This window comes from Vibrio tapetis subsp. quintayensis (assembly GCF_030409945.1).
GTDB lineage: Bacteria > Pseudomonadota > Gammaproteobacteria > Enterobacterales > Vibrionaceae > Vibrio > Vibrio quintayensis.
Map to the genome: position 1 here is coordinate 55,681 of NZ_JAUFQV010000019.1, position 20,101 is coordinate 75,781.

Consider the following 20,101-nt stretch of genomic DNA (forward strand, 5'->3'; position numbering starts at 1 on the left):
TATGATGAACTTAATTTTTGACCCAATCCCGTTCTCTGGTGGTTCTAAAGTTGCCACCAGCTGCGCTTTGTCTCATTGCGATAGCAACCAAACCCAGTTTACTGTCGTCACCGCGAGCCCAAAATGCTGGAAAAATTCAGAGCTTAATACCACGTCACTTTCGATTGTGTTTTTGCCGTGTCCTGGTTGGTTAGCTCATGCGTCTTCAGGGCTTGGCTACTGGTTAAAACAAGGTTATTTTAGCCTATTCTTGGTGTTTACCCTACTTCGTATACCAAAAATCACCAATGCGATTGGTGCATCTGGGCCCGGAGTAGATATGGCCTTATACCTGTGCAAATTCCTGTTTGGTTACCGCATCATTCAGCTTATTCACGGTCCAGTCGGCCTGTCACGCTCTATCGGCTACTGCTTAACAAAAGCCCACCATCTGTTCTATCTGCCGAGCAGCCGCTCATCGATAATTGCCGCGCTTAAATTGTTTCTACGCAATAAGATCAACATAGATCTTGATGATACATTGGCAAATGCCTACCTAAATAGACCACATTGCCAAACCTTTACCAACGGGCTGTCAAGACAACAGTGGCCAACGCAATGCCAATACGATGAGCCTCGTTTATTCTGGTCGGCATCGCTACTAAAATGGAAAGGGTTGGATCTTCTGACCGACTGCCTAACAAAATCGTCTAATAGCAGCCTAATCAGCACAAACATTTGCTATATCAAGCCAAAAAACACTGCGTTAACCGTAAGTGATGCGCCTATTGCCTTAAACGGTGTCACTTGGTTTGAACAGCCAGAAAACCTTGACGAGATCCGTGCCGAGAGCAACATTTACATTTCTACCAGCACGAACGAACCCTTCGGGCTCGCCACACTAGAAGCAATGGCCGCGGGCATGTGTATTATTATTCCGTCGGATGGTGCCTATTGGGACACTGTCCTCAGTGAGGATGTACATTGCATCAAGTACTTACCTAATGATGTAAACAGCCTTAAGGCGGCAATCAATAAAGCGTCATCCAATACATATTTGATACCGTTATTAGGCATGCAAGCCAAACGCATGGCGATGAACTACCGAGCGGAGTCCGTTTATCAAAGCATATGCGATGCAGCTTGTACTAAATCTAATGACTTTGAAACGAGCGGCCCTTTAACGATGCAACACAATAATGCGGCACATTATACTCAGACTCCGGAATCCGCTCGTTCTGTATCAAAGAGGGTTCGCTAATGAAAATCCCATCAGCATTAAAGAACATGACGGGGTATGCGCTGGGGCTATTCCTTATTAAAGGGATATCACTCATCATGCTTCCGATCATGGCGAGATACTTACTTCCTGAACAACTTGGTAAACTTGAGTTGCTGGCGTCTATTGGTACATTTTTCGGCCTGTTGATGGGGTTAGCCATGCATGAGGCGCTGTACCGCTTTGCCGGAGAGCAAAACAATTCTGCGCAGCGTAAAGCGATTGCCAGCGAGTTGTTTCGAAACGGCTTATTAATTTCAGGCAGCATTTCATCGGTATTATTGTTTGCAGCCAATACTTTACCCGTCACCCAATGGATTCCGGTCAATCAAAATGAAATCAACGTGTTACTGTTATCCCTTTCATTGGAAAGCGCAATCGGCCTAGGTTTAGCGTGGTTAAGAATGCAAGATATGGTCAAAGCCTTTCTTAAGATATGCGTTGGAACCAGTGTATTCCAAGTTACATTGGTGTTGCTTGTGCTTCAATTTATGCCGAGTGTTGCGGGGATTCTATTCGCCAGCTTTATCGCACATTTAATACAGTTAATCGCTATTCAGATCGTTAGCCGATTGAACCTTTTGGAAAAAAACACAATACCTTTTACGACTTATTTGGCCTATTGCGTTCCTATGATGCTGTCTGGCTTGGTTGCTTTTGGGTTAAACGGCGGAGAACGCTGGATACTCGCCGCTTCAACGTCTCTTGCACAACTTGGCCAATACGCCATCGCGGCTAAATTCGCGCTCGCTATGTGTATTTTGGTCCAGCCATTTGGTATGTGGTGGATGCCTAAACGTTTTAATTACCTAAGCAACAAAGGAGCCAAGACAACCTTGCAGATAACCCAGTATGGTTTGATTTTGATTTCATGTTTGGCGTTATTCGTCGCAGGCGTTGGGCAGGTATTCATTGTTATCGCCCTACCAGACCTATACCACGACGCGAGTAAGTTATTGGTCGCCACGATTGCAATCGCGTGGTGCAAAGAAGTGACGGAATTAACCAACATTGGCATCCTTTTCCATAAGAAAACTCAATGGCTGCTTTATACCAATATTGCAGCAACATTATTCGGCCTTTCATTAGCCTATTTCTTGGCCGACTACGGCATTTGGGGCATTCTATTGGCACTCTTTAGCGCTCAATTGGTTCGCATGCTGGCTGTTACGTACTTAAGCCAGAAGCTTTCTACTTTGCCTTACCAAACCAACCAATTGTTATTGGTATTTATTGGTACATTCGGGTTCCTATCTCTGTTTATTCAAGATCTGTCACTCGCTATGATTGGCATAATGGCAATAGGTGCACCTATACTCATAATACTGCTTGCGACAAAACTCGCTTTGCTGCCCATCGCGCAAAGCTCCCTTTGGCATGATGTATCCCAACGCTTTGTAAGGCGAACACAATAATGGCCCATTCTAATCGCACGCACATTCTGATAGCCATCTCGGTTTGTTTGTTAATTGCGGTGGTATGGCGGTTTATTCCCAACCCTGCTGTTGCATTGGTTATTTCAATTCTCCCGCTGGGGATCTTAGTCGTGATCAGTCAGACCTTTTGGTTTGTTACTTTGTTCGTTCTATTTTCTTTTTTCAGAATCCACGAAGTTGTTCCCGCTTTATACCCACTCAAAATACCGTTATTGCTTTCCTTAGGCGCCTTATCTGCTTTGCTCTGGCACAGCCTAATTAGTCGCGAATTGAAGATCTATTGGCACCGCAGTCTAACGTGGTTAGCCCTATTTTGGGCGCTTGTGATCATTGGGGTCGTGTTTGCTTCTAATCGCCCTATCGCTCTTGATTACTTCAAAAACATGTACTGGAAAATCATTGTTATGACACTGGCAATTACTTGGTTGCTAGACAGCAGTAAAAACTTGGCTCGAATGTCGGTGTTAATTACGTTGTCTGGTTTATTGGTCGGTTGCGTTGCTATGTACAACTCTATCAATGGTATCGGCTTAGTAGAGGGAAGCCGTGTCACTATCGGACGTGATTTTGGTTCTATGCTTGGTGACCCAAACGACTTAGCCCTTGTGCTCATGTTCCCGTTGGCTTTCTCTATTAGTTTAGTTACGTCTCCGCGTGTTCCCGCCTACCTACGGATCCTAAGTGCCATCACCAGCGTTATTTTGATGATGGCCGTTATCGCGACCCAAAGTCGAGGCGGTTTAATGGGTGCGGTCGCCGTATTCGCTGTTTATGCCTACCGTCTGATAAAATCTAAGACCTTGGTGATGTCACTTGGCGCAGTTGGCGCACTGGTGCTCTACTTCGCCGCGGGTATTGGTGAACGAGCATCAGGTGGTTCAGCAGAAGCCGGTGTTGACGCCTCTGCCATGGGCAGACTCTATGCATGGGAAGCCGCGTTCAAAATGTCTATCGATAACCCACTAACGGGCGTGGGACTGAACAATTTCTATTTTAACTACTATTACTACAGTTCACACTGGGACGGATTAAATCACGCGGTGCACAGTACCTGGTTTGGTGTACTAGCGGAAACGGGCATATTGGGGCTCATTATTTTCATCTGTTTTATTGTTTCTCTTATCATCACTGCGCGTAAAACGTTAGCAACATTAAGTCATCAGCCGGAGCAATACAGTGCCTATTTGTCTGCTTCTGCAAATGCCGTTTACGCCGGGTTAATCGGTACAATTATTTCTGGCACTTTCCTAACTCAAGGCTTCAATTGGCCTATTTATATTCTTGCAGCACTGACCATCGCCGTTGCAAACATCACTCAAAATGCCAATCAAAATGCCAGTCAAAAAGAGAGAGCATTAACTCCCTCTATCTAAAAACTCATAATTAGCTGATATATAAGACTTTATATTTTGGCACGATATGTGAAATAGCATAACTATAGAATCGCATTTTAAGGATGAATAGTATGCTAACGCTCAAGATGAATCAGTTTAAACATTGGTTACAAAATCACCCGAACCCTAACTATCGCCGTTTGTTTATTCACCTTAAAGCGGTTCGTAGCTTTGAATTGCCGACGCCTAAAGCCTTCAACAAAACCATGTATTACTGCCACCAGTTAGTGACGTCGTTATGGAATAGCACCACACGCTTGTTGGTTCATACCCCTGCTTTCAAAGGCCGCCTTAATCAGTATGGTAAGAACGTGTACATCTATGGTGGCGTGCCTTTGGTCACTGGCCCCTTGACGATTAACTTAGGAAGTGACTGCCGAATTAGTGGCCAAACAACGTTTAGCGGCCGAAGTGCAAGCCTTAGCCCAATACTTGAAATCGGAAACAACGTCGGTATTGGCTGGCAAACAACCATCGCGGTCGGTCGAAAAGTCATCATTGAAGACAACGTTCGCATCGCGGGGAAAGCATTTTTATTTGGCTATTCAGGTCATCCACTAGACGCAAAAAAACGCGCTTTAGGCTTGCCTGATGAAGAAAGCCAAGTTGGAGATATTATTCTAAGAAAAGATGTGTGGCTTGGCTCGAACGTGACCGTAAAAGGTGGAGTAACCATTGGAGAGGGCACCATTATTGCCGCTGGCAGCGTCGTAACTCGCAGCCTACCTTCTTTTGTGATCGCAGCTGGAAATCCAGCAAAAGTCGTTCGCAGCCTTGAATCAACAACTACACTTTTAAAAGCGCAAGCTTAAGGAGCTACCATGCACGATCTTATTGTATTCGGTGAAGATTTTGGTGGTCTTCCGTCAAGCACGCAGCATTTGGTTTCTCGTTTGGCCGACTCTCGTAAAGTAGTGTGGGTTAACTCAATTGGTTTACGCCAACCAAAACTGACGATGAGCGATGTGAAGCGAGCGGCTTACAAATTAATGGGTAAAAGTAAGGCGCATTATCAACCTATGGCCGACGAAAATAACAACCCGAACATCACCATCGTCAACCTGAAAACCATCCCTGCGCCTCAGTCAAACTTGGCCTGCAATGTGGCAAAGAAATGGATGCTAAGCCAATTACTGCCCATTATTGAGCAACAACAGCTACAGTCTCCTATTTTATGGTCATCTTTACCCACTGCGGCTGACTTATGCGGCGAATTAAATGAATCTGCCGTTGTGTATTATTGTGGCGATGACTTTGAGTCTTTAGCGGGTGTGGATCATGAAACCGTTCGCTGTCACGAGAAAAAACTGGTCAACAAAGCTGATCTTATTTTCGCAGCAAGCAACAACATCATGACCAAGTTTCCCGCCAGTAAAACCCAGTTCCTGCCTCATGGCGTTGATGTCGACTTGTTTGCTAAGCCAGCACCAAGAGCCCATGATTTACCAACAGGCGACCGCCCAATCGTGGGTTTTTACGGCAGCTTATCAGATTGGATGGACTACGATCTCGTCCAAGAGCTAACCAAACGAATGACCGATTGGGACTTCGTGTTCATCGGCCCCAACGAAAAAAACAAACTTCAATTGCCACAAACCGACAACCTGTACTATTTGGGTTCCAAACCACACCACCTGTTGCCTCAGTATTCTCAGCACTGGAATGTCAGTCTATTACCGTTCAAACATAATTCACAAATTGAAGCGTGTAGCCCATTAAAATTAATGGAGTATTTGGCCGCTAATCGCCCAATCGTTACCACTGACTTTCCTGCATTAACTCCTTATAAAAGCCACGTTCGAGTTGCAAACAACGCAATTCAAATGGAACAAGCCATTCGCAAAGCGCAGAACGAAAAGCCCAACACTCGCCCTCTGGTGAGCCAAGAAAGCTGGGACAAGCGAAGTGAGTTCGTTGACAAAATGTTGGAATCGCTATGATTAAACTAAAACTTCGATTACTGGTTTTATTGAGTTCTGCGTGGAGACGTCGATACGTAATTTTGGTACCCATTTTGATCATGCCGTTTGTCGGTTTTGGCGTGAGTAAAATGGCACCAACCCAATACCGTTCTCATACCAGCATGCTGCTACAAGAAACTGCAAAGATGAACCCGTTTCTTGAAGATATCGCCGTATCGACCATGCTCAATGAAAGGCTCAGTGCAGTAAAAACCTTGTTAAAGAGCCGCCACGTTTTGCATTCCGTTGCCGCTGAACTCAATTTAATTAACGACGATATGCCTCCAGCCGACGTGGAACGTGTCATTCAAAAGATTTCGAGCAGCTTGAGTGTCTCTCAGTTGGGTAAGGATTTTCTGAAGATCAACCACACGTCGAACTCCCCAGATGGCATGAAAGCCATGCTTGAGTCCGTTAGTCGTCATTTCATTGAACAGTTACTCGCACCCGAGCGCTCTTCTATTACTGATTCCAGTGAATTCTTAGGTATCCATATTGATAAACGAGCCGCAGAGCTTGATCTTGCCGAGCAGGCATTGGCGGAATACACCAATTTAAATTCAGAACTAACACCTGATATGCAAAATCAGAGCTTGAATCGCTTAGCGACTCTGAAGCAAAGCCTGGCAGAAAAACAGGCTGAGCTAGCGGGCGTTGAAAAAAGCATGGGTTCGCTGGATGAGCAACTTTCCAAAACAAACCCAGTCGTTGGCCGAATTGAAGAACAAATCATCGATATTCGTAGCGAACTAACCCTATTGAGAGCCAAATACACCGACAACCACAGTGCGGTACAAGCAAAAAAACGAGAACTGAGCCGACTTGAGCAAGAAAGATCCCTGATGCTCCAACAAAAACAACCGGGCCTAAACAGTGATCAATTATGGGACATCGCAAGTTCAACCAACACTGATGAGCTGAGAAGCGTTCAACCCCTGCTGGTTTCTCAACTGCATAACCTGCAAGTCGCGAGAGGAAACTACGAATCGCTGAAAGAAGAAACCAAAAGCTTAAAGCAGATGATCGACGAGCTAGAACTCAAAGCCACCAGTTTCGGCGACAATACTAAACAGCTTTACCGACTAACACGAGACGTAGAGATCAAACGCACGCTATACGAAGAGTTAATGGCTCGATACGAAATGGCACAGCTCACAGGATCACTGGGGATCTTTGAACAAAATGACCGCGTAAAAATCATTGATCTGCCTTACACACCCAGCACCCCGACTAACTTCCCAAGTATCGTCTTTGTTATCGCCGGGCTGTTTGCTGGTTTATTTCTCGGCATTGGCATGGCTGTCGTCATGGAAGTATTTGATACATCTGTCCGACTTCGCCAGCAACTGGAGGAATTAACAGGCGTACCTGTATTAACCGTTCTCCCGCGTATCCGTTAACTCAATTTGTAAAAGTATCATCAAATTTTTCGACACATCTCTGTTAACCCACGAGATGTGTCCGGCCTTATCGCCTCCTTTCGCTTTTCTTCTTTTATCTTCGGCCTTCCGCCACGATTTTTCCATTTCAAAATGACTGTCAAAACAAGAATTCAAAACAGGAAAAAGCCAAATAAACCCTAACTCATTGAATTTAAAGTCTATCGTTTTATGGCACGCCTTGTGCAATATCTATGGCATACGGCGAGAAAGTTAAACAGCTTAACTATCTCCACACTGACAACCCAGTTAAGGAAAATGTTATGACCACATTCTTAGATGTTAAAAACACAGAAGTTGCTCTGACATTAAGCAGCGATTCAGCAACAAGAACCGTTATTCATGTTGTTCAAAGATTGGCCCCAGGCGGTTTAGAAACCCTAACGTTAGACCTTGCTAATCATGCTCAACCCCAAGACCGTGTCATTATTGTTAGCCTTGAGGGTAACAAGGAACAAGCTCTGCAAGATTGGCCTAGGCTTGAACCCCATGCCCATCAGCTTATCTTTCTTAATAAAGCGGCCGGTGTTCAAATTAACCTTCTTAAAGAACTGATCAAACTGTTTAACCTTATCAAGCCTGACGTTGTACATACGCACCATATCGGCCCTTTAGTTTATGCATCCATCGCGGCGAAAATCGCTGGCGTTCCTCATCGAATTCATACAGAACATGACGCATGGCACCTAACCAATGCGAAAGCAGTTCGTTTAGAAAAATGGGCATTAAAAATAGCGACCCCCACTTTGGTTGCCGACGCGGCTCGTGTAAAAGCACACTTGGACAGTTGTTTTAGTTATGCCAACACCGTGACAATTAAAAATGGCATTGATTGCGAAAAATTCTTACCAAAAAGCTTGCCTCTCGCCCGTATGCATTACCAATTACCAATGGACAAAACCATCATCGGGAGTGCAGGCCGCCTTGAGCTGGTAAAAGGCCACGACGTACTGATCAGCGCCATGCGATTCCTGCCAAGTCATGTCATGTTGGTTATTGCGGGTGACGGTTCACAAAAAGAAGCGCTGCAGCAATTGGTTAAGAAATTAGACTTGGAATCGCGTGTTCAGTTTGTTGGTTTGGTTGACGACATGCCTCGCTTCTATCAAGCCTTAGATATTTTCTGCTTACCCTCTCGCTACGAAGGCTTTCCGTTATCGCCGCTTGAGGCTCAATCGTGCGGAGTTCCAACCGCAGTCACGCAAGTGGGCGCCGCAGAGGAAACCTTATGTCCTTATTCTGGTCGCCTGATGAGTGCGAACAATCCAATCAATATGGCCAGCGTGATATTAGGGATGCTCGAAAGCCCTAGCCAAGTAACCCCAAGGGATTTTGTTCTCGAAAACAATGATGTCAACAAAATGGCTCAAGCTTACATGGACTTAACCACAGGAGCAGTAGCATGATGGAATTGGGTCTAATCATCATATGTCTAACGTGTGCCTTTCTCGTGGTTTACCATCACATTGGTTATCCATTGCTGCTGAAATGGTATTCAAAAAAGCACCCGTTAAATCACGTTCAACAAAAATGGTACGGATACCGTAAGAACCGCCGAGATCAAACTCGCCCAAGTATTACCATTGTGGTGCCTGCGTTTAACGAAGAGCAATGGATAGCAGAAAAAATTCGTAACATCGCATCACTTGATTACCCACGTGACCGTCTAAAAGTCATCATTGCGTGTGACGGATGCACTGACAACACAGTGGAAGAAGCACAAATGACGCTACAAGAAGCCATCTGCGCAGACACTCACATTGAAGTAAAAGCTTATTCGGAAAATCTGGGGAAAGTCGCGGTAATCAACAGAGCAATGGAAGACGTTGATACCGATATTACAGCATTAAGTGATGTTTCTGCCCTTATTGCGATGGATGCGTTAATCGTCGCCGATACACACTTTAAGAATGACCATATCGGTGTGGTTAACGCTACTTACCAACTAAGAACGTCAAGCAACGAAGGGGAAAGGAAGTACTGGGAATATCAAAACCAAGTCAAAACCAACGAAACCGCACTTGGGTCATCGTTAGGTTCACATGGCGCATTATTCTTCTTTCGTACTGATTTGTTTACTCCGCTTGCGGCCAACACCATCAACGATGATTTTGTGTTACCGATGAAAATAGTCGAACAAGGCTACCAAGCGATTTACGACAGCAACATGGTGTCGGTTGAATTAGAACCCACCGACCTGAACAATGATTTTAAACGCCGTTTGCGTATTTCGGCAGGTAACATGCAGCAAGCGATCACGCTAGCTAGCCTGTTTAACCCAAAATTCAGAGGTACGGCATTTACCTTCTTCTCAGGCAAAGGGTTAAGGCTCATCAGCCCTTATTTGATGATTACCTGTTTGATAAGCTCTGCGTTGTTATCGAGTCATCTGCTTTTCATGGCTATGTTTATCACACAAGTTACTGCTTACAGTATTGGCCTACTAGGTCACCTATTACCCAACGTTTTTAGTCACAAAATCTGTCGCTGGTTGAGTTACTTACTCATCGGTCACTTTGCAAACTTAGTAGGCGGCTTACGCTACCTAATCGGCTTAGAATCTAGTCCATGGACACGAGTTAATCGTTAAGGAAAACTTATGAACCGTTTAATGAATTCAAACAAAATGATCGCCGTAGCAAAACGTACTTTTGACTTAGTAGGCTCGTTGGTAGGCTTGGCGCTATTAATGCCGATTTTCCCACTCATCGCAGCAGCTATTGCTTTCACATCAAAAGGACCCGTTCTGTATCGCCAACAACGTGTAGGTAAGTCTACCCCTGAAATCATGGAGTTCTTTGATATCATCAAATTTCGCACTATGTACCAAGATGCAGAAACACGTTCAGGCGCGGTATGGGCAACAAAAAACGACCCTCGCATTACACCTGTTGGCCGTTTTTTACGAAAAACTCGTCTAGATGAACTACCACAGTTAATCAATGTGTTACGTGGTGAAATGTCGCTTATTGGCCCTCGCCCAGAACGCCCTACATTTTACAGTAAGTTAGAAACGGCTATCCCTTATTTTGCTGACCGTACATACGGCGTGTTACCGGGGATCACTGGACTTGCGCAGGTTAACCAAGGTTACGACACTTGTATTGATGATGTTCGCCGCAAAGTCGGCTTCGACCACAGCTATGCGCTTTCCATGAATTCGTTATCAAGTTGGTTGATCACCGACCTAGGCATTCTAACCAAAACGATTCTTATCATGGTTGATGGCCGAGGTCGTTAAGGTACGCATAATTTGCAATTCAAAAGACAAAAAGCCCAAAATCCTGCACCGATTTTGGGCTTTCGTATTACGCTAACCAGCGATACTTCATTTGCGTTAGCGTATTTCTTTTAGCCTAACTGATCTTCAACACCATCGACTCATAAGGCGTGAGTAATAACTCCCTGCCTAGCTTACTCATTGGGTGCCTATTGGTTAGCAGACATTCTACGTCACTGTCTTGAAATGGTTCTGGTAAAACGATGTTCTGGTTTTCATTGCTGAAATTGTTGATGATCAACAAACGTTCGTTGTCATCATGACGAAGATAGGCAAATATCTGCTCGTTTTCTCGTAAAATTGGAATGAAGTCGCCGTATACGATTACAGGGTGAGATTTACGTAACGCGATTAACGACTGGTAATGATAGAAAATCGAATTGTTGTCTTCTAATGCTTGTTCTACATTGATCTCTTTATGGTTTGGGTTCACCTTAATCCACGGCGTACCTTGCGTAAACCCAGCGTTATCAACGTTAGTCCACTGCATTGGCGTACGCGAATTATCACGGCTGTTTTGGTAAATGGCTTCCATCATCTCTTCGTGACTGGTACCTGAGTGGGTTTTAACATCATAGAAATTGAGTGTTTCGATATCACGATAGTCATCAAGAGAATCAAACGCTACGTTGGTCATGCCAATCTCTTCGCCTTGATAGATATAAGGCGTGCCTTTTAGCATGTGCATAGCGGTTGCCAGCATTTTGGCTGACGCTACTCGGTGCTCACCCACACATCCGTATTTAGACACCACTCGTGGCAAATCGTGATTGTTCCAGAATAATGAGTTCCATCCGCCGTCTTCCAATTCCAACTGCCATTTAATCAAGACTTCTTTAAGTGCATTGATGTCTTTTACTTTTGGACGCCATTTGTCGCCGTCTTGCCATGTCAGCGTGATATGTTCAAATTGAAATACCATCGACAGCTCATTTCGGCTTGGTTCAGAATACATTTTGGCAATTTCTGGTGTTGCGTCCCATGTTTCACCAACCGTTAACAGATCTTTGTCGCCAAAGGTCTCACGGTTCATTTCTTGCAATCGCTGATGCAATTTAGGGCCGTTGCCCATAATTCGCTTGTCGATGTCTTTACCAATCAAGTCAATCACGTCTAAGCGGAAACCGCCGATGCCTTTATCTATCCACCAATTCATCATGGTATGAATTCGCTTGACCATTTCTGGATTGTTCCAGTTTAGATCAGGCTGACGGCGTGAAAATATATGGTAGAAATACTGTAGCGACTGTTCACACCACTCCCACGCTGAGCCACCAAAAACAGAACACTGGTCATCCGGTACTGAGCCATCTGGCTTTGCGTCTCGCCAAATATAAAAATCACGGTATGGTGATTCTTTCGATTCACGAGCTTGTTTGAACCATTCGTGCTCATCGGAAGTATGGTTAACAACAAGATCCATCACGATCTTAATGTCTCGCTGTTGGGCCTGTTCGAACAATGCTTCCATATCCGCCATTGTGCCAAATTCTGCGGCGATGGCTTGATAATCTGAAATATCGTAACCGTTGTCATCCATCGGTGATTGATAAACCGGTGATAACCAAAGCACATTAACACCTAACGTCTGCAAGTAATCGAGCTTGCTGATGATACCGGCAAGGTCGCCAATACCATCTTTATTCGAATCGCAAAAGCTGCGCGGATAAATTTGATACACTACCGCGTCATGCCACCATTTCTGTTCCATATTCATTACACTTTTTTGATTTCTGTTACGATGGATATTATCGACTTCTTCTTCAATAAAAAAATAGGCATTCCATTCAGTGATATAGATTAAAGCTATACAAAACCGGGTTAAAGTGACCAAATTCAAACTATTGATATAGCTATTACCAAATACCTTTGTTATTTATTTTAGCTGTATCACACTTAATTTTTTCCTTACGAGCCAATCTGGATGAACAAGAATCATCGCTATTTTTTGCATGTCGCCCATCACGGATCAATTAAACACGCGGCTGAATCTTTAAAGCTTAGCCAACCCTCCCTCACCTCTGCAATTAAGAAGCTTGAATCTCAACTCGGAGTTGCCTTATTTGAACGGCGCTCTAAAGGGGTCGAACTCACAGAATATGGCCATGTATTTTTGCACTACGCCCGTGAACAGCAAGACAAACACTTAGAAATGGTGCACAGCCTAAATGAACTGTCGCAGCGACAATTTGGACGAATCAAGTTAGGGACAGGAGAAGCTTGGTGGGAGTGTTTCGTCAAAGAAAGCGTGAAACGATATCAGCTTACGGCACCGTCAAGTTCGTTTCATCTTGAATTTGGTAATAACTTGTCGTTAATGCACCATTTAATAAGGGGCGAACTCGACCTTTTCATTGGTCATGAAGTAGCAAACTTATCAGCCCAAGTTAAAGTTCGTTTTATTCCGTTGTTTCAAGAGTGTGAAGCCTACTATGCGCATCCTTTACATCCCTTGTTGATCAATGATGCTCCCCTTAATCAATTAGAAGAGTTTCCATTGTTGCGCGCCACACCAGACCACATTCGCCACGGCTCTATGCTCATCGATCAGCCACAAACACAAAACCCGCAGCAGCAACTGGATAATCAAATCATCTATGATGTCGACTCACTTTCTGCCAGTATCGACATGTTACTAATGACTCAAGCCGTTATGCCCTACACAGATAAGTTGCAAGCCTATTTGAAGACCAAAGGCTTGAGCTGCATTGCTATCAATCATGACAAAATCGCAAGCATCGGTATTTACGTACCACTAGGGAAGTTGCCTGATAAAGTTGAATCCTTAATTACACAAATCAAACAGGCCTCTCAAGGATCAGCGTTATAACCCGTATTATCTGCGCTACTTAAAAGTTTTATCAAATACATAACAATTCGTCAGCTATTTATCCATACTTTTGATGAGGCTAACAGCTCATGAATTCAATTTGTGGTTTTCTATATATGCATACTAAAACATATAAAGACAACGTCAAAAGGCGTAATTTTTCGTCTTTTGAACCTTGTGTCGCCCCTCAAGGAAGCCCAACATGAATAGAAACGACAACGTCCCTCTTCCCTCGAACACCAGAGAATGGTTTTTTAACCGCAACAGCATCATCATTTTGTCTGACATCGCTTTATTTTTGGTTCTGTACAACACCCTTCCGTATGATCCGCAAGTCGTACTTGGGATCAGTATTTTAGCTTTCATCGCTATTTTGTGGTTAACCGAAGCCTTACATGTAACGGTAACCGCACTTCTAGTGCCTATTTTAGCCGTTGGCCTCGGGGTATTTGATACTCAAACTGCGCTCAACAATTTCGCTAACTCTACTATTTTCTTATTTTTAGGTGGTTTTGCCTTAGCAGCTGCCATGCGGCGTCAAGCGCTAGACAAAGTCATTGCTGACAAAGTGCTTATCATGGCGAAAGGCAAAATGAGCGTCGCCGTGTTCATGCTATTTGGCGCAACCGCAGGGCTTTCAATGTGGATCAGTAATACCGCAACAACGGCCATGATGTTGCCATTAGTGCTTGGTATTCTAAGTAAAGTAAACGAAGAGTCAGGCCATAAAACCTATGTATTCGTGTTACTTGGCATCGCTTACAGTGCCAGTATTGGGGGGATTGCGACCATCGTTGGTAGCCCGCCCAATGCTATTGCAGCGGCTGAAGTGGGGCTCACATTTACAGAATGGATGTCCTTTGGCGTACCTGCAACTATTGTGTTGCTTCCTGTTGCTATTTCTCTGCTCTATTTTGTTTTAAAACCGGATCTAAAAGGCAATTTCGAAATCAATTACGAGCCAGTTAATTGGGACAAAGGCAAGATAGTCACTCTTGCTATATTTGCACTGACCGTTTGCTTATGGATTTTTTCTAAACCCATTAATGCCATGTTAGGCGGCTTTTCTAAGTTTGATACATTAGTGGCATTGTTGGCTATTGTGTTGGTTAACTTCGCTCGAGTTGTTCACTGGAAAGACGTCGAAAAAACCGCTGACTGGGGCGTGTTGCTGTTGTTTGGTGGCGGCATTTGCTTAAGTAACGTACTGAAAACGACCGGAGCGAGCTTATTCTTGGCTTCAGAGTTAAGCGATGCTATTTCTCATTTTGGTTTGTTCTTTATTATCTTAATAGTGGCTGGCTTTGTTGTGTTTTTAACTGAGTTCGCTAGTAACACGGCCAGTGCCGCTCTGCTCATTCCAGTATTTGCGGCGGTTGCAGAGGCCTTCGGTATGTCACCTATCATTTTGTCTGTATTGATTGCTGTAGCGGCATCCTGTGCGTTTATGTTGCCTGTTGCAACTCCGCCAAATGCCATCGTCTATGCATCTGGTCATATTAAACAACAAGAGATGCTTAAAGTTGGTATTTTGCTCAACATTGCTTGTATCGGGACGTTAACTCTATTAGCGGTCATATTGTGGACTTAAAGCATCATTTAAGTTAAGCGCTCTTCAAACAGAATCACGGATGACTGAGATACCATCCGTGATTTTTTATCGCCTACCAAAAGACTTTCTATTAGGCGCTTTCTATCTGTTCATCTTGCTCAAACGCAGCAGCCGATTCTGCAAGAATATCCCCCCATAAGTAGTAAATAAGAAAGTGGCCATGCTGAGGCTGATCCTTAATCGTTACGTTTGAAAGAACATGAGCTAGTTGCTGCGCATACTGAATAGGAACGTGCCTGTCTTCATGACCATGCCACATGGTAATCGGAGAGGTTATCGCTGAATAGTCAGTTTCCCATGGGTTAGACAGCGTATAAAGATCATGCACAAATGCTGCGCTACCTTGCCTCATGGCTTCTTGAAATGCCACGACAAAGTTTTCCAACGCTTCAGGCTCTTGCAAGACCGAAGCATCACTCACACCTAAATGTTCAATCACTTGATCAAAATATCGCTCAGGCTCATCCACTACATTTTTCGCAATCAAGAAAATGAGATGCCGCAATATCTCTGGCGCTTTTAGCGCCAAATGTGCCATCATTTTGTTGGTTGTCTTAACTCCGTGCAACAGGTTAATTTCTTGAAATGGGGTAACGGAACTAATTAAGCTGGTATGCACAACCCGATGTCTAAATTGCGCTGCTACTGCTAAAGCATATGGCCCGCCTCCACAAAAACCAGAGACTGCGAAGCGTTGGATATTAAGTGAATCCATTAAATATCCAACATCTTTGGCCACGCTGTTTAAACTCGCACCCTCACAGGCATCAGATAAACCGTATCCAGGTCTATCTATCGATATAACTCTCATTCTTTGTTCGAAAGCAATTTGCTTATTAGGATGTTGCTGCAGGCGTGATCCTGTCGATGGGTGCAACATGATTAATGGCGCGTGGTTCTTATTCCCAACATCGCTATAACCTAACTTTCTTCCATCGGGTAAGATCATTGTTTGGTGAAAGCACAATGCATCCAATTGAATAATACTTTGCTTTTCTTTCTGTTGCTGTTCCTGCTGTGTAGATTGCAGTAACACCAACTTCACCAGTTCACTTTGCCGGTGACAACCCGTTTTACCAAATATTGACTTCAACTGCGATCGCACCGTATGGATCGACACTTTTTTATGCGCCGCAACCAATTGTAGGGTCTTGCCCTCAACGAGACTTTTAAGGATCTCTTGTTCCGCTTGCGTCAATTTGAAACGATGTGAAAAAGACGAAACATCTACTTGTTGCGCTTGGTCCACTGTTGCGATAAACATCAACACATGGCTTTCAAGGCCATGCAAGTTATCGACGCGGATTAAATTGATGGTCGTGGGGTTTGCGTCAAATGAAGGTCTTACGACAAATGCAATTTCTTTATTTTTTTGTCCCGGATAAAACAACGATGTCATACCGCTTTCGAATTCGGCTCTTAACCTTCCACTTTCAAAGATGATTTCGTTAGCATGGACTGACAATTCTCTAATAGTAGACATATAGCGCATCGCCGAATCATTAATTTCAACGATCTGCTTGTCTGCCCTTAATAACACACAGGGAAGCGGGATTTGATTAAGGAGCTTACGCTGTATGCATTCTTTCTCTTTAACAACACCCAAACGCTTTGCTATATCGCTGCTGCGTTGCATGTGTTCAAGCAGTTGTTCGTAAGAACTTGGTACTCCCCCTTGCGGTTTCTTAACCCACATCAGGTTTGTGTTCATTTTCCCTTGTTCGCCTACCTCGATATTCGGCTTTAGATACGTCACCATATGTTCGAGCAATTCTGGCCATAACCGAGGCTCTAGCGCGGTATCATAAATTTTCCCTACCAATCGATCTGGTAGTTGACTGCTTTGCATAGTTCCTACTTGCCCTAAGTTGGGTTTTTGCTCTAATTCTCTTTAAAACTAGCATTTAGGATCTGCACATAGTGGGCGATAGTCATAAAAAATGGCACCTAACTTAGATGAAATTCAAATAAGAGAGATGCCATTCATAACCATCAGTTATTCTAGTGCTTTGTTTATACAACCACTGATCGTTTTTGCATTAAGTTAGCCAACTTTAATTGCTGCAGTTTTCTGGGAATGACTGTAAATCTAAAGTACTCCAAGCCATTACAGCTGCCGGGTTGAAGTCAGCACACATTTTTGTGAGAGACATATTAAGATACAGGTCACTATATGAACCCGCATCCACCGTGGCATAGCTAATCTCGTCGTCTACCTTAACGGTTGCTCTACGTACAAACAGATTATTGTTAACGGCTAGATTTTTTGTTCTCAATGTCGAGCCTTCAACAACTGAAACGTTGGTCGATATTAATTTCTCATCAATACGAGCACTAGAGGTAGACCCTAAATGGAAATCTGTTACTGTTGCATTGCCCTTGATTCGTGCACTCGCACCGTAACTTACAAACAATTCCGTACCCGTAACGTCACCCGTGGTTTTTAGCGATGAGCTTTGCATCACGTTCAAGTTTTTCCCCGTCATGTTACCCGCAAACAAGGCACCATTTCCTTTCAGAATAAGCTCTTCATTTGCGACGATGGTTTCCACCATTCCAGATGCGCCATTATTGATATTAATATAGTCAGCCGTAAGTGATGTTCCTTTAAGGCTTCCCCCTGTGTTTGCATCTAAAGAGGTTGTAGTAAGCTCACCAAATTCCATAGCGGCGCCAATTTCGAGTCTTACAGAGCTTGCAGTGCCCGTCGGAGAAAAGAAAAAGAGACGAGAAGCTTGGTTTGCGTAAAAATTGATCCCTGTAACATCACCTCGATAGGCTAACGCACTGTTGGCCGTTACAACTGGGTTTGCTCCCGCGGTAAAAACTGGGTTCTGTAAATAAGCGGAACCACCGCCATCGATCCAGAATTCTGGTTTGATATTACTGGTAAAACTCACATCCGCGAAACTTACGTCCTGCTTCCCTCTTACTAATACTTGCGCTGAAATCTCTCCACCTTCAATCCAAATATCGCTACGTGTGATTGCTAGCTCCCCTTTACTGTCACCCTCACAAACACCCGTTAACTGTACTTTGACAAACTGGCTAGGCTGAACAGAAAGCAGATACGTTCTTAGTGCTTGTGCATCAGCACTGCAGTCAATGTTGACAGTTTTGGCAGAGAAATCGAGTTTTGCTTGATTAGCTAGGCCCTCAAGGTAGGTGAAGTTGTCGTTCATTTCAGCCGCTTTGATGACATCACCCGCTTTAAATGTCATCAAGTTATCTGCCGCCATACTCTGCATACTGACTAGGCATCCACCAACAGCAATCGCAGCAAGCATATATTTATTTAAATTCATCATGATTTGTCGTCCTTTTCGTTGGAGTTATTGCCAAGTCGCTTGGTCAAATACTGCATTATCAAATGTTATTTCTACGCTTTCACACGCATCACCCACCCCGTCACCATCGCTGTCTGCTTGGTCTGGGTTTGCGGTCGAAAGGCAGTTATCGCTGCTATCGCCTATGCCGTCAGAATCGGCATCGCTTGATTCTTTCGGGTTGTTAGGAAACTTGTCTTTGTTATCACCAGTGCCGTCCTTATCACTGTCTTTTGTCTCAGTCGGATCATTGGGGAACGCGTCTGCGTTATCGCCGACTTTGTCATTATCAGAATCGTATTTTTCAGTTGGATCGGTTGGGAATTTATCGGCGTTATCACCTATACCATCTTTGTCTGTATCTTTTGTTTCCGTGGGGTCACTAGGGAATTCGTCTGCGTTATCGCCTACTTTGTCGTTGTCAGAATCAAACTTCTCGCTTGGATCAGTTGGGAACTTGTCGGCGTTGTCTCCTAAACCATCTTCGTCAGTGTCTTTGCTCTCTGTGGCATCCATTGGGAAGACATCGGTATTGTCACCGACAGTATCACCATCCGAATCAAATTGTTCGTTAGCATCATTGGGAAATTGATCAGCATTGTCACCGATTCCATCGCCGTCAGAATCTACGGTTTCTTGCGCGTTGTATGGGAATGCGTCTTCGCTATCGATCACACCGTCATCGTCGTCATCGTTATCATCGACTCCAACTTTCCAGGTATCGCCATCAACAATAATGATTTCATCTTGTTTCAGATCTTTCAGGTATGGTGCAACAGAATTCGCTTGGTCGACGACCTTATCAGCTTGAGAGGCATGAACGGCACTTTGAGGCATCACCTCCGCTTTCACGAGTGCTTCTGCTTTCATCGCAGCACCAGACGCACTTTTCTCGATATAATCCCCTAGCACCTCTTCTTTGGGTACCCCGAGATCTTTCGCGATTTTTTCAGTGGCTTGTGCTTTTGTTAGCGAGCCGTTCACCATTGAAACTTGCACTAATGTTGATAGTGGAGTGATATCCAGCTCCCCAGACGGAGCCGACATTAGGTAACCGGTTTTCACCGTTTGATCGGGTGTGGTTTCGTCAATGGTTTGCCCAGGAATAACTTTTACTACAATGGGGTAGCTCTCTGGATTGGGTATCCCATCGACGTTTAAATTCGCTTTACCGCCGTCAGTTGTTATGGCTTTAGGCTCTCCTGTGTTCCACTGGTAGTCCTTGTTTATATCCAACCAAACTTCGGCCCCTTTCAGGTATCCATCAATGGCGGTTACGTTCAAGTAGCTGGACTTTGATACAGGATCTGAGCCATCACCTCCGCCACATGCGCTAAGCATTGCAGCTGCAATGAGCGTCAAGGCGGGGTAAAATTGAGATGCTTTCATGACCTTCTTCCTTGATAAGTGAGTTATCACTCGAAAGTTAAGATAATGTCTTTCTCTTGGCATCACTCAAATGGGGTATAAGGGAGGAAAATAGCCTTGAAAATGCAATAATTTTATTATTTATTGATATTTCACAAATATTTTTGATTAGATATTGAATGGTTTTGCAGTTCTTA

The 20,101-nt window shown here is 44.1% G+C and carries 15 protein-coding genes; 11 read left to right on the forward strand and 4 right to left on the reverse strand.

The genetic code is table 11. The features are described 5' to 3' along the window. Position 1: 1 nt before the first annotated feature. The 9 genes from QWZ04_RS07940 to QWZ04_RS07980 all read left to right on the forward strand — a co-directional run bounded on the left by QWZ04_RS07940 (position 2) and on the right by QWZ04_RS07980 (position 10,729). Positions 2 to 1,240, forward strand: coding sequence for a glycosyltransferase (locus QWZ04_RS07940; protein ID WP_290326726.1), 1,239 nt, complete (start codon positions 2 to 4; stop codon positions 1,238 to 1,240). After that, entirely contained in the window at positions 1,240 to 2,673 is a 1,434-nt protein-coding gene (locus tag QWZ04_RS07945; RefSeq protein WP_290326728.1) for a lipopolysaccharide biosynthesis protein, read from the forward strand. Before QWZ04_RS07940 ends, QWZ04_RS07945 begins: the two co-directional genes overlap by 1 nt. Next, the gene (locus QWZ04_RS07950; RefSeq protein WP_290326730.1) at positions 2,673 to 4,067 is read left to right on the forward strand and encodes an O-antigen ligase family protein; all 1,395 of its coding nucleotides are present in this window, start codon (positions 2,673 to 2,675) and stop codon (positions 4,065 to 4,067) included. Before QWZ04_RS07945 ends, QWZ04_RS07950 begins: the two co-directional genes overlap by 1 nt. Positions 4,068 to 4,159: 92 nt before the next feature. Continuing rightward, on the forward strand, positions 4,160 to 4,900 hold the full coding sequence (locus tag QWZ04_RS07955) for an acyltransferase (protein ID WP_290326732.1): 741 nt from the start codon (positions 4,160 to 4,162) through the stop codon (positions 4,898 to 4,900). Between the two features lie 9 nt (positions 4,901 to 4,909). Continuing rightward, a complete protein-coding gene (locus QWZ04_RS07960; RefSeq protein ID WP_290326733.1) occupies positions 4,910 to 6,028 on the forward strand; it encodes a glycosyltransferase in 1,119 nt (372 codons plus the stop codon). Further along, entirely contained in the window at positions 6,025 to 7,449 is a 1,425-nt protein-coding gene (locus tag QWZ04_RS07965; RefSeq protein ID WP_290326735.1) for a GumC family protein, read from the forward strand. Before QWZ04_RS07960 ends, QWZ04_RS07965 begins: the two co-directional genes overlap by 4 nt. A gap of 341 nt (positions 7,450 to 7,790) precedes the next feature. Beyond that, positions 7,791 to 8,894 carry a glycosyltransferase gene (locus tag QWZ04_RS07970; protein WP_435433594.1) on the forward strand — a complete coding sequence of 368 codons (1,104 nt, stop codon included), beginning with the start codon at positions 7,791 to 7,793 and terminating at the stop codon, positions 8,892 to 8,894. Beyond that, positions 8,891 to 10,078 (forward strand): glycosyltransferase family 2 protein, encoded by a 1,188-nt coding sequence (locus tag QWZ04_RS07975; protein ID WP_290326739.1) that lies wholly within the window; start codon positions 8,891 to 8,893, stop codon positions 10,076 to 10,078. Before QWZ04_RS07970 ends, QWZ04_RS07975 begins: the two co-directional genes overlap by 4 nt. Positions 10,079 to 10,087: 9 nt before the next feature. Next, positions 10,088 to 10,729 carry a sugar transferase gene (locus tag QWZ04_RS07980; RefSeq protein ID WP_290326742.1) on the forward strand — a complete coding sequence of 214 codons (642 nt, stop codon included), beginning with the start codon at positions 10,088 to 10,090 and terminating at the stop codon, positions 10,727 to 10,729. 115 nt (positions 10,730 to 10,844) lie between these two features. Here the strand turns inward: QWZ04_RS07980 and QWZ04_RS07985 are convergent, their stop codons facing one another. Then, entirely contained in the window at positions 10,845 to 12,479 is a 1,635-nt protein-coding gene (locus QWZ04_RS07985; protein WP_290326744.1) for an alpha,alpha-phosphotrehalase, read from the reverse strand. A 213-nt stretch (positions 12,480 to 12,692) separates the two neighbouring features. Here QWZ04_RS07985 and QWZ04_RS07990 point away from each other — a divergent pair, with 213 nt between their 5' ends. Together QWZ04_RS07990 and QWZ04_RS07995 are read left to right on the forward strand one after the other, a co-directional pair. Then, on the forward strand, positions 12,693 to 13,598 hold the full coding sequence (locus tag QWZ04_RS07990) for a LysR family transcriptional regulator (RefSeq protein WP_290326746.1): 906 nt from the start codon (positions 12,693 to 12,695) through the stop codon (positions 13,596 to 13,598). Positions 13,599 to 13,800: 202 nt separating this feature from the next. Further along, on the forward strand, positions 13,801 to 15,189 hold the full coding sequence (locus QWZ04_RS07995; protein WP_290326748.1) for an SLC13 family permease: 1,389 nt from the start codon (positions 13,801 to 13,803) through the stop codon (positions 15,187 to 15,189). A 91-nt stretch (positions 15,190 to 15,280) separates the two neighbouring features. Here QWZ04_RS07995 and QWZ04_RS08000 read toward each other — a convergent pair whose 3' ends face one another. From QWZ04_RS08000 to QWZ04_RS08010, 3 genes are all read right to left on the reverse strand, one after another. Next, positions 15,281 to 17,059 (reverse strand): bifunctional helix-turn-helix transcriptional regulator/alpha/beta hydrolase, encoded by a 1,779-nt coding sequence (locus QWZ04_RS08000; RefSeq protein ID WP_290326750.1) that lies wholly within the window; start codon positions 17,057 to 17,059, stop codon positions 15,281 to 15,283. Between the two features lie 205 nt (positions 17,060 to 17,264). Then, on the reverse strand, positions 17,265 to 18,518 hold the full coding sequence (locus tag QWZ04_RS08005) for a hypothetical protein (protein WP_290326752.1): 1,254 nt from the start codon (positions 18,516 to 18,518) through the stop codon (positions 17,265 to 17,267). Positions 18,519 to 18,542: 24 nt separating this feature from the next. Then, complete coding sequence (locus QWZ04_RS08010; protein ID WP_290326754.1) at positions 18,543 to 19,925, reverse strand: thrombospondin type 3 repeat-containing protein; 1,383 nt, start codon at positions 19,923 to 19,925, stop codon at positions 18,543 to 18,545. Between the last annotated feature and the right edge of the window lie 176 nt (positions 19,926 to 20,101).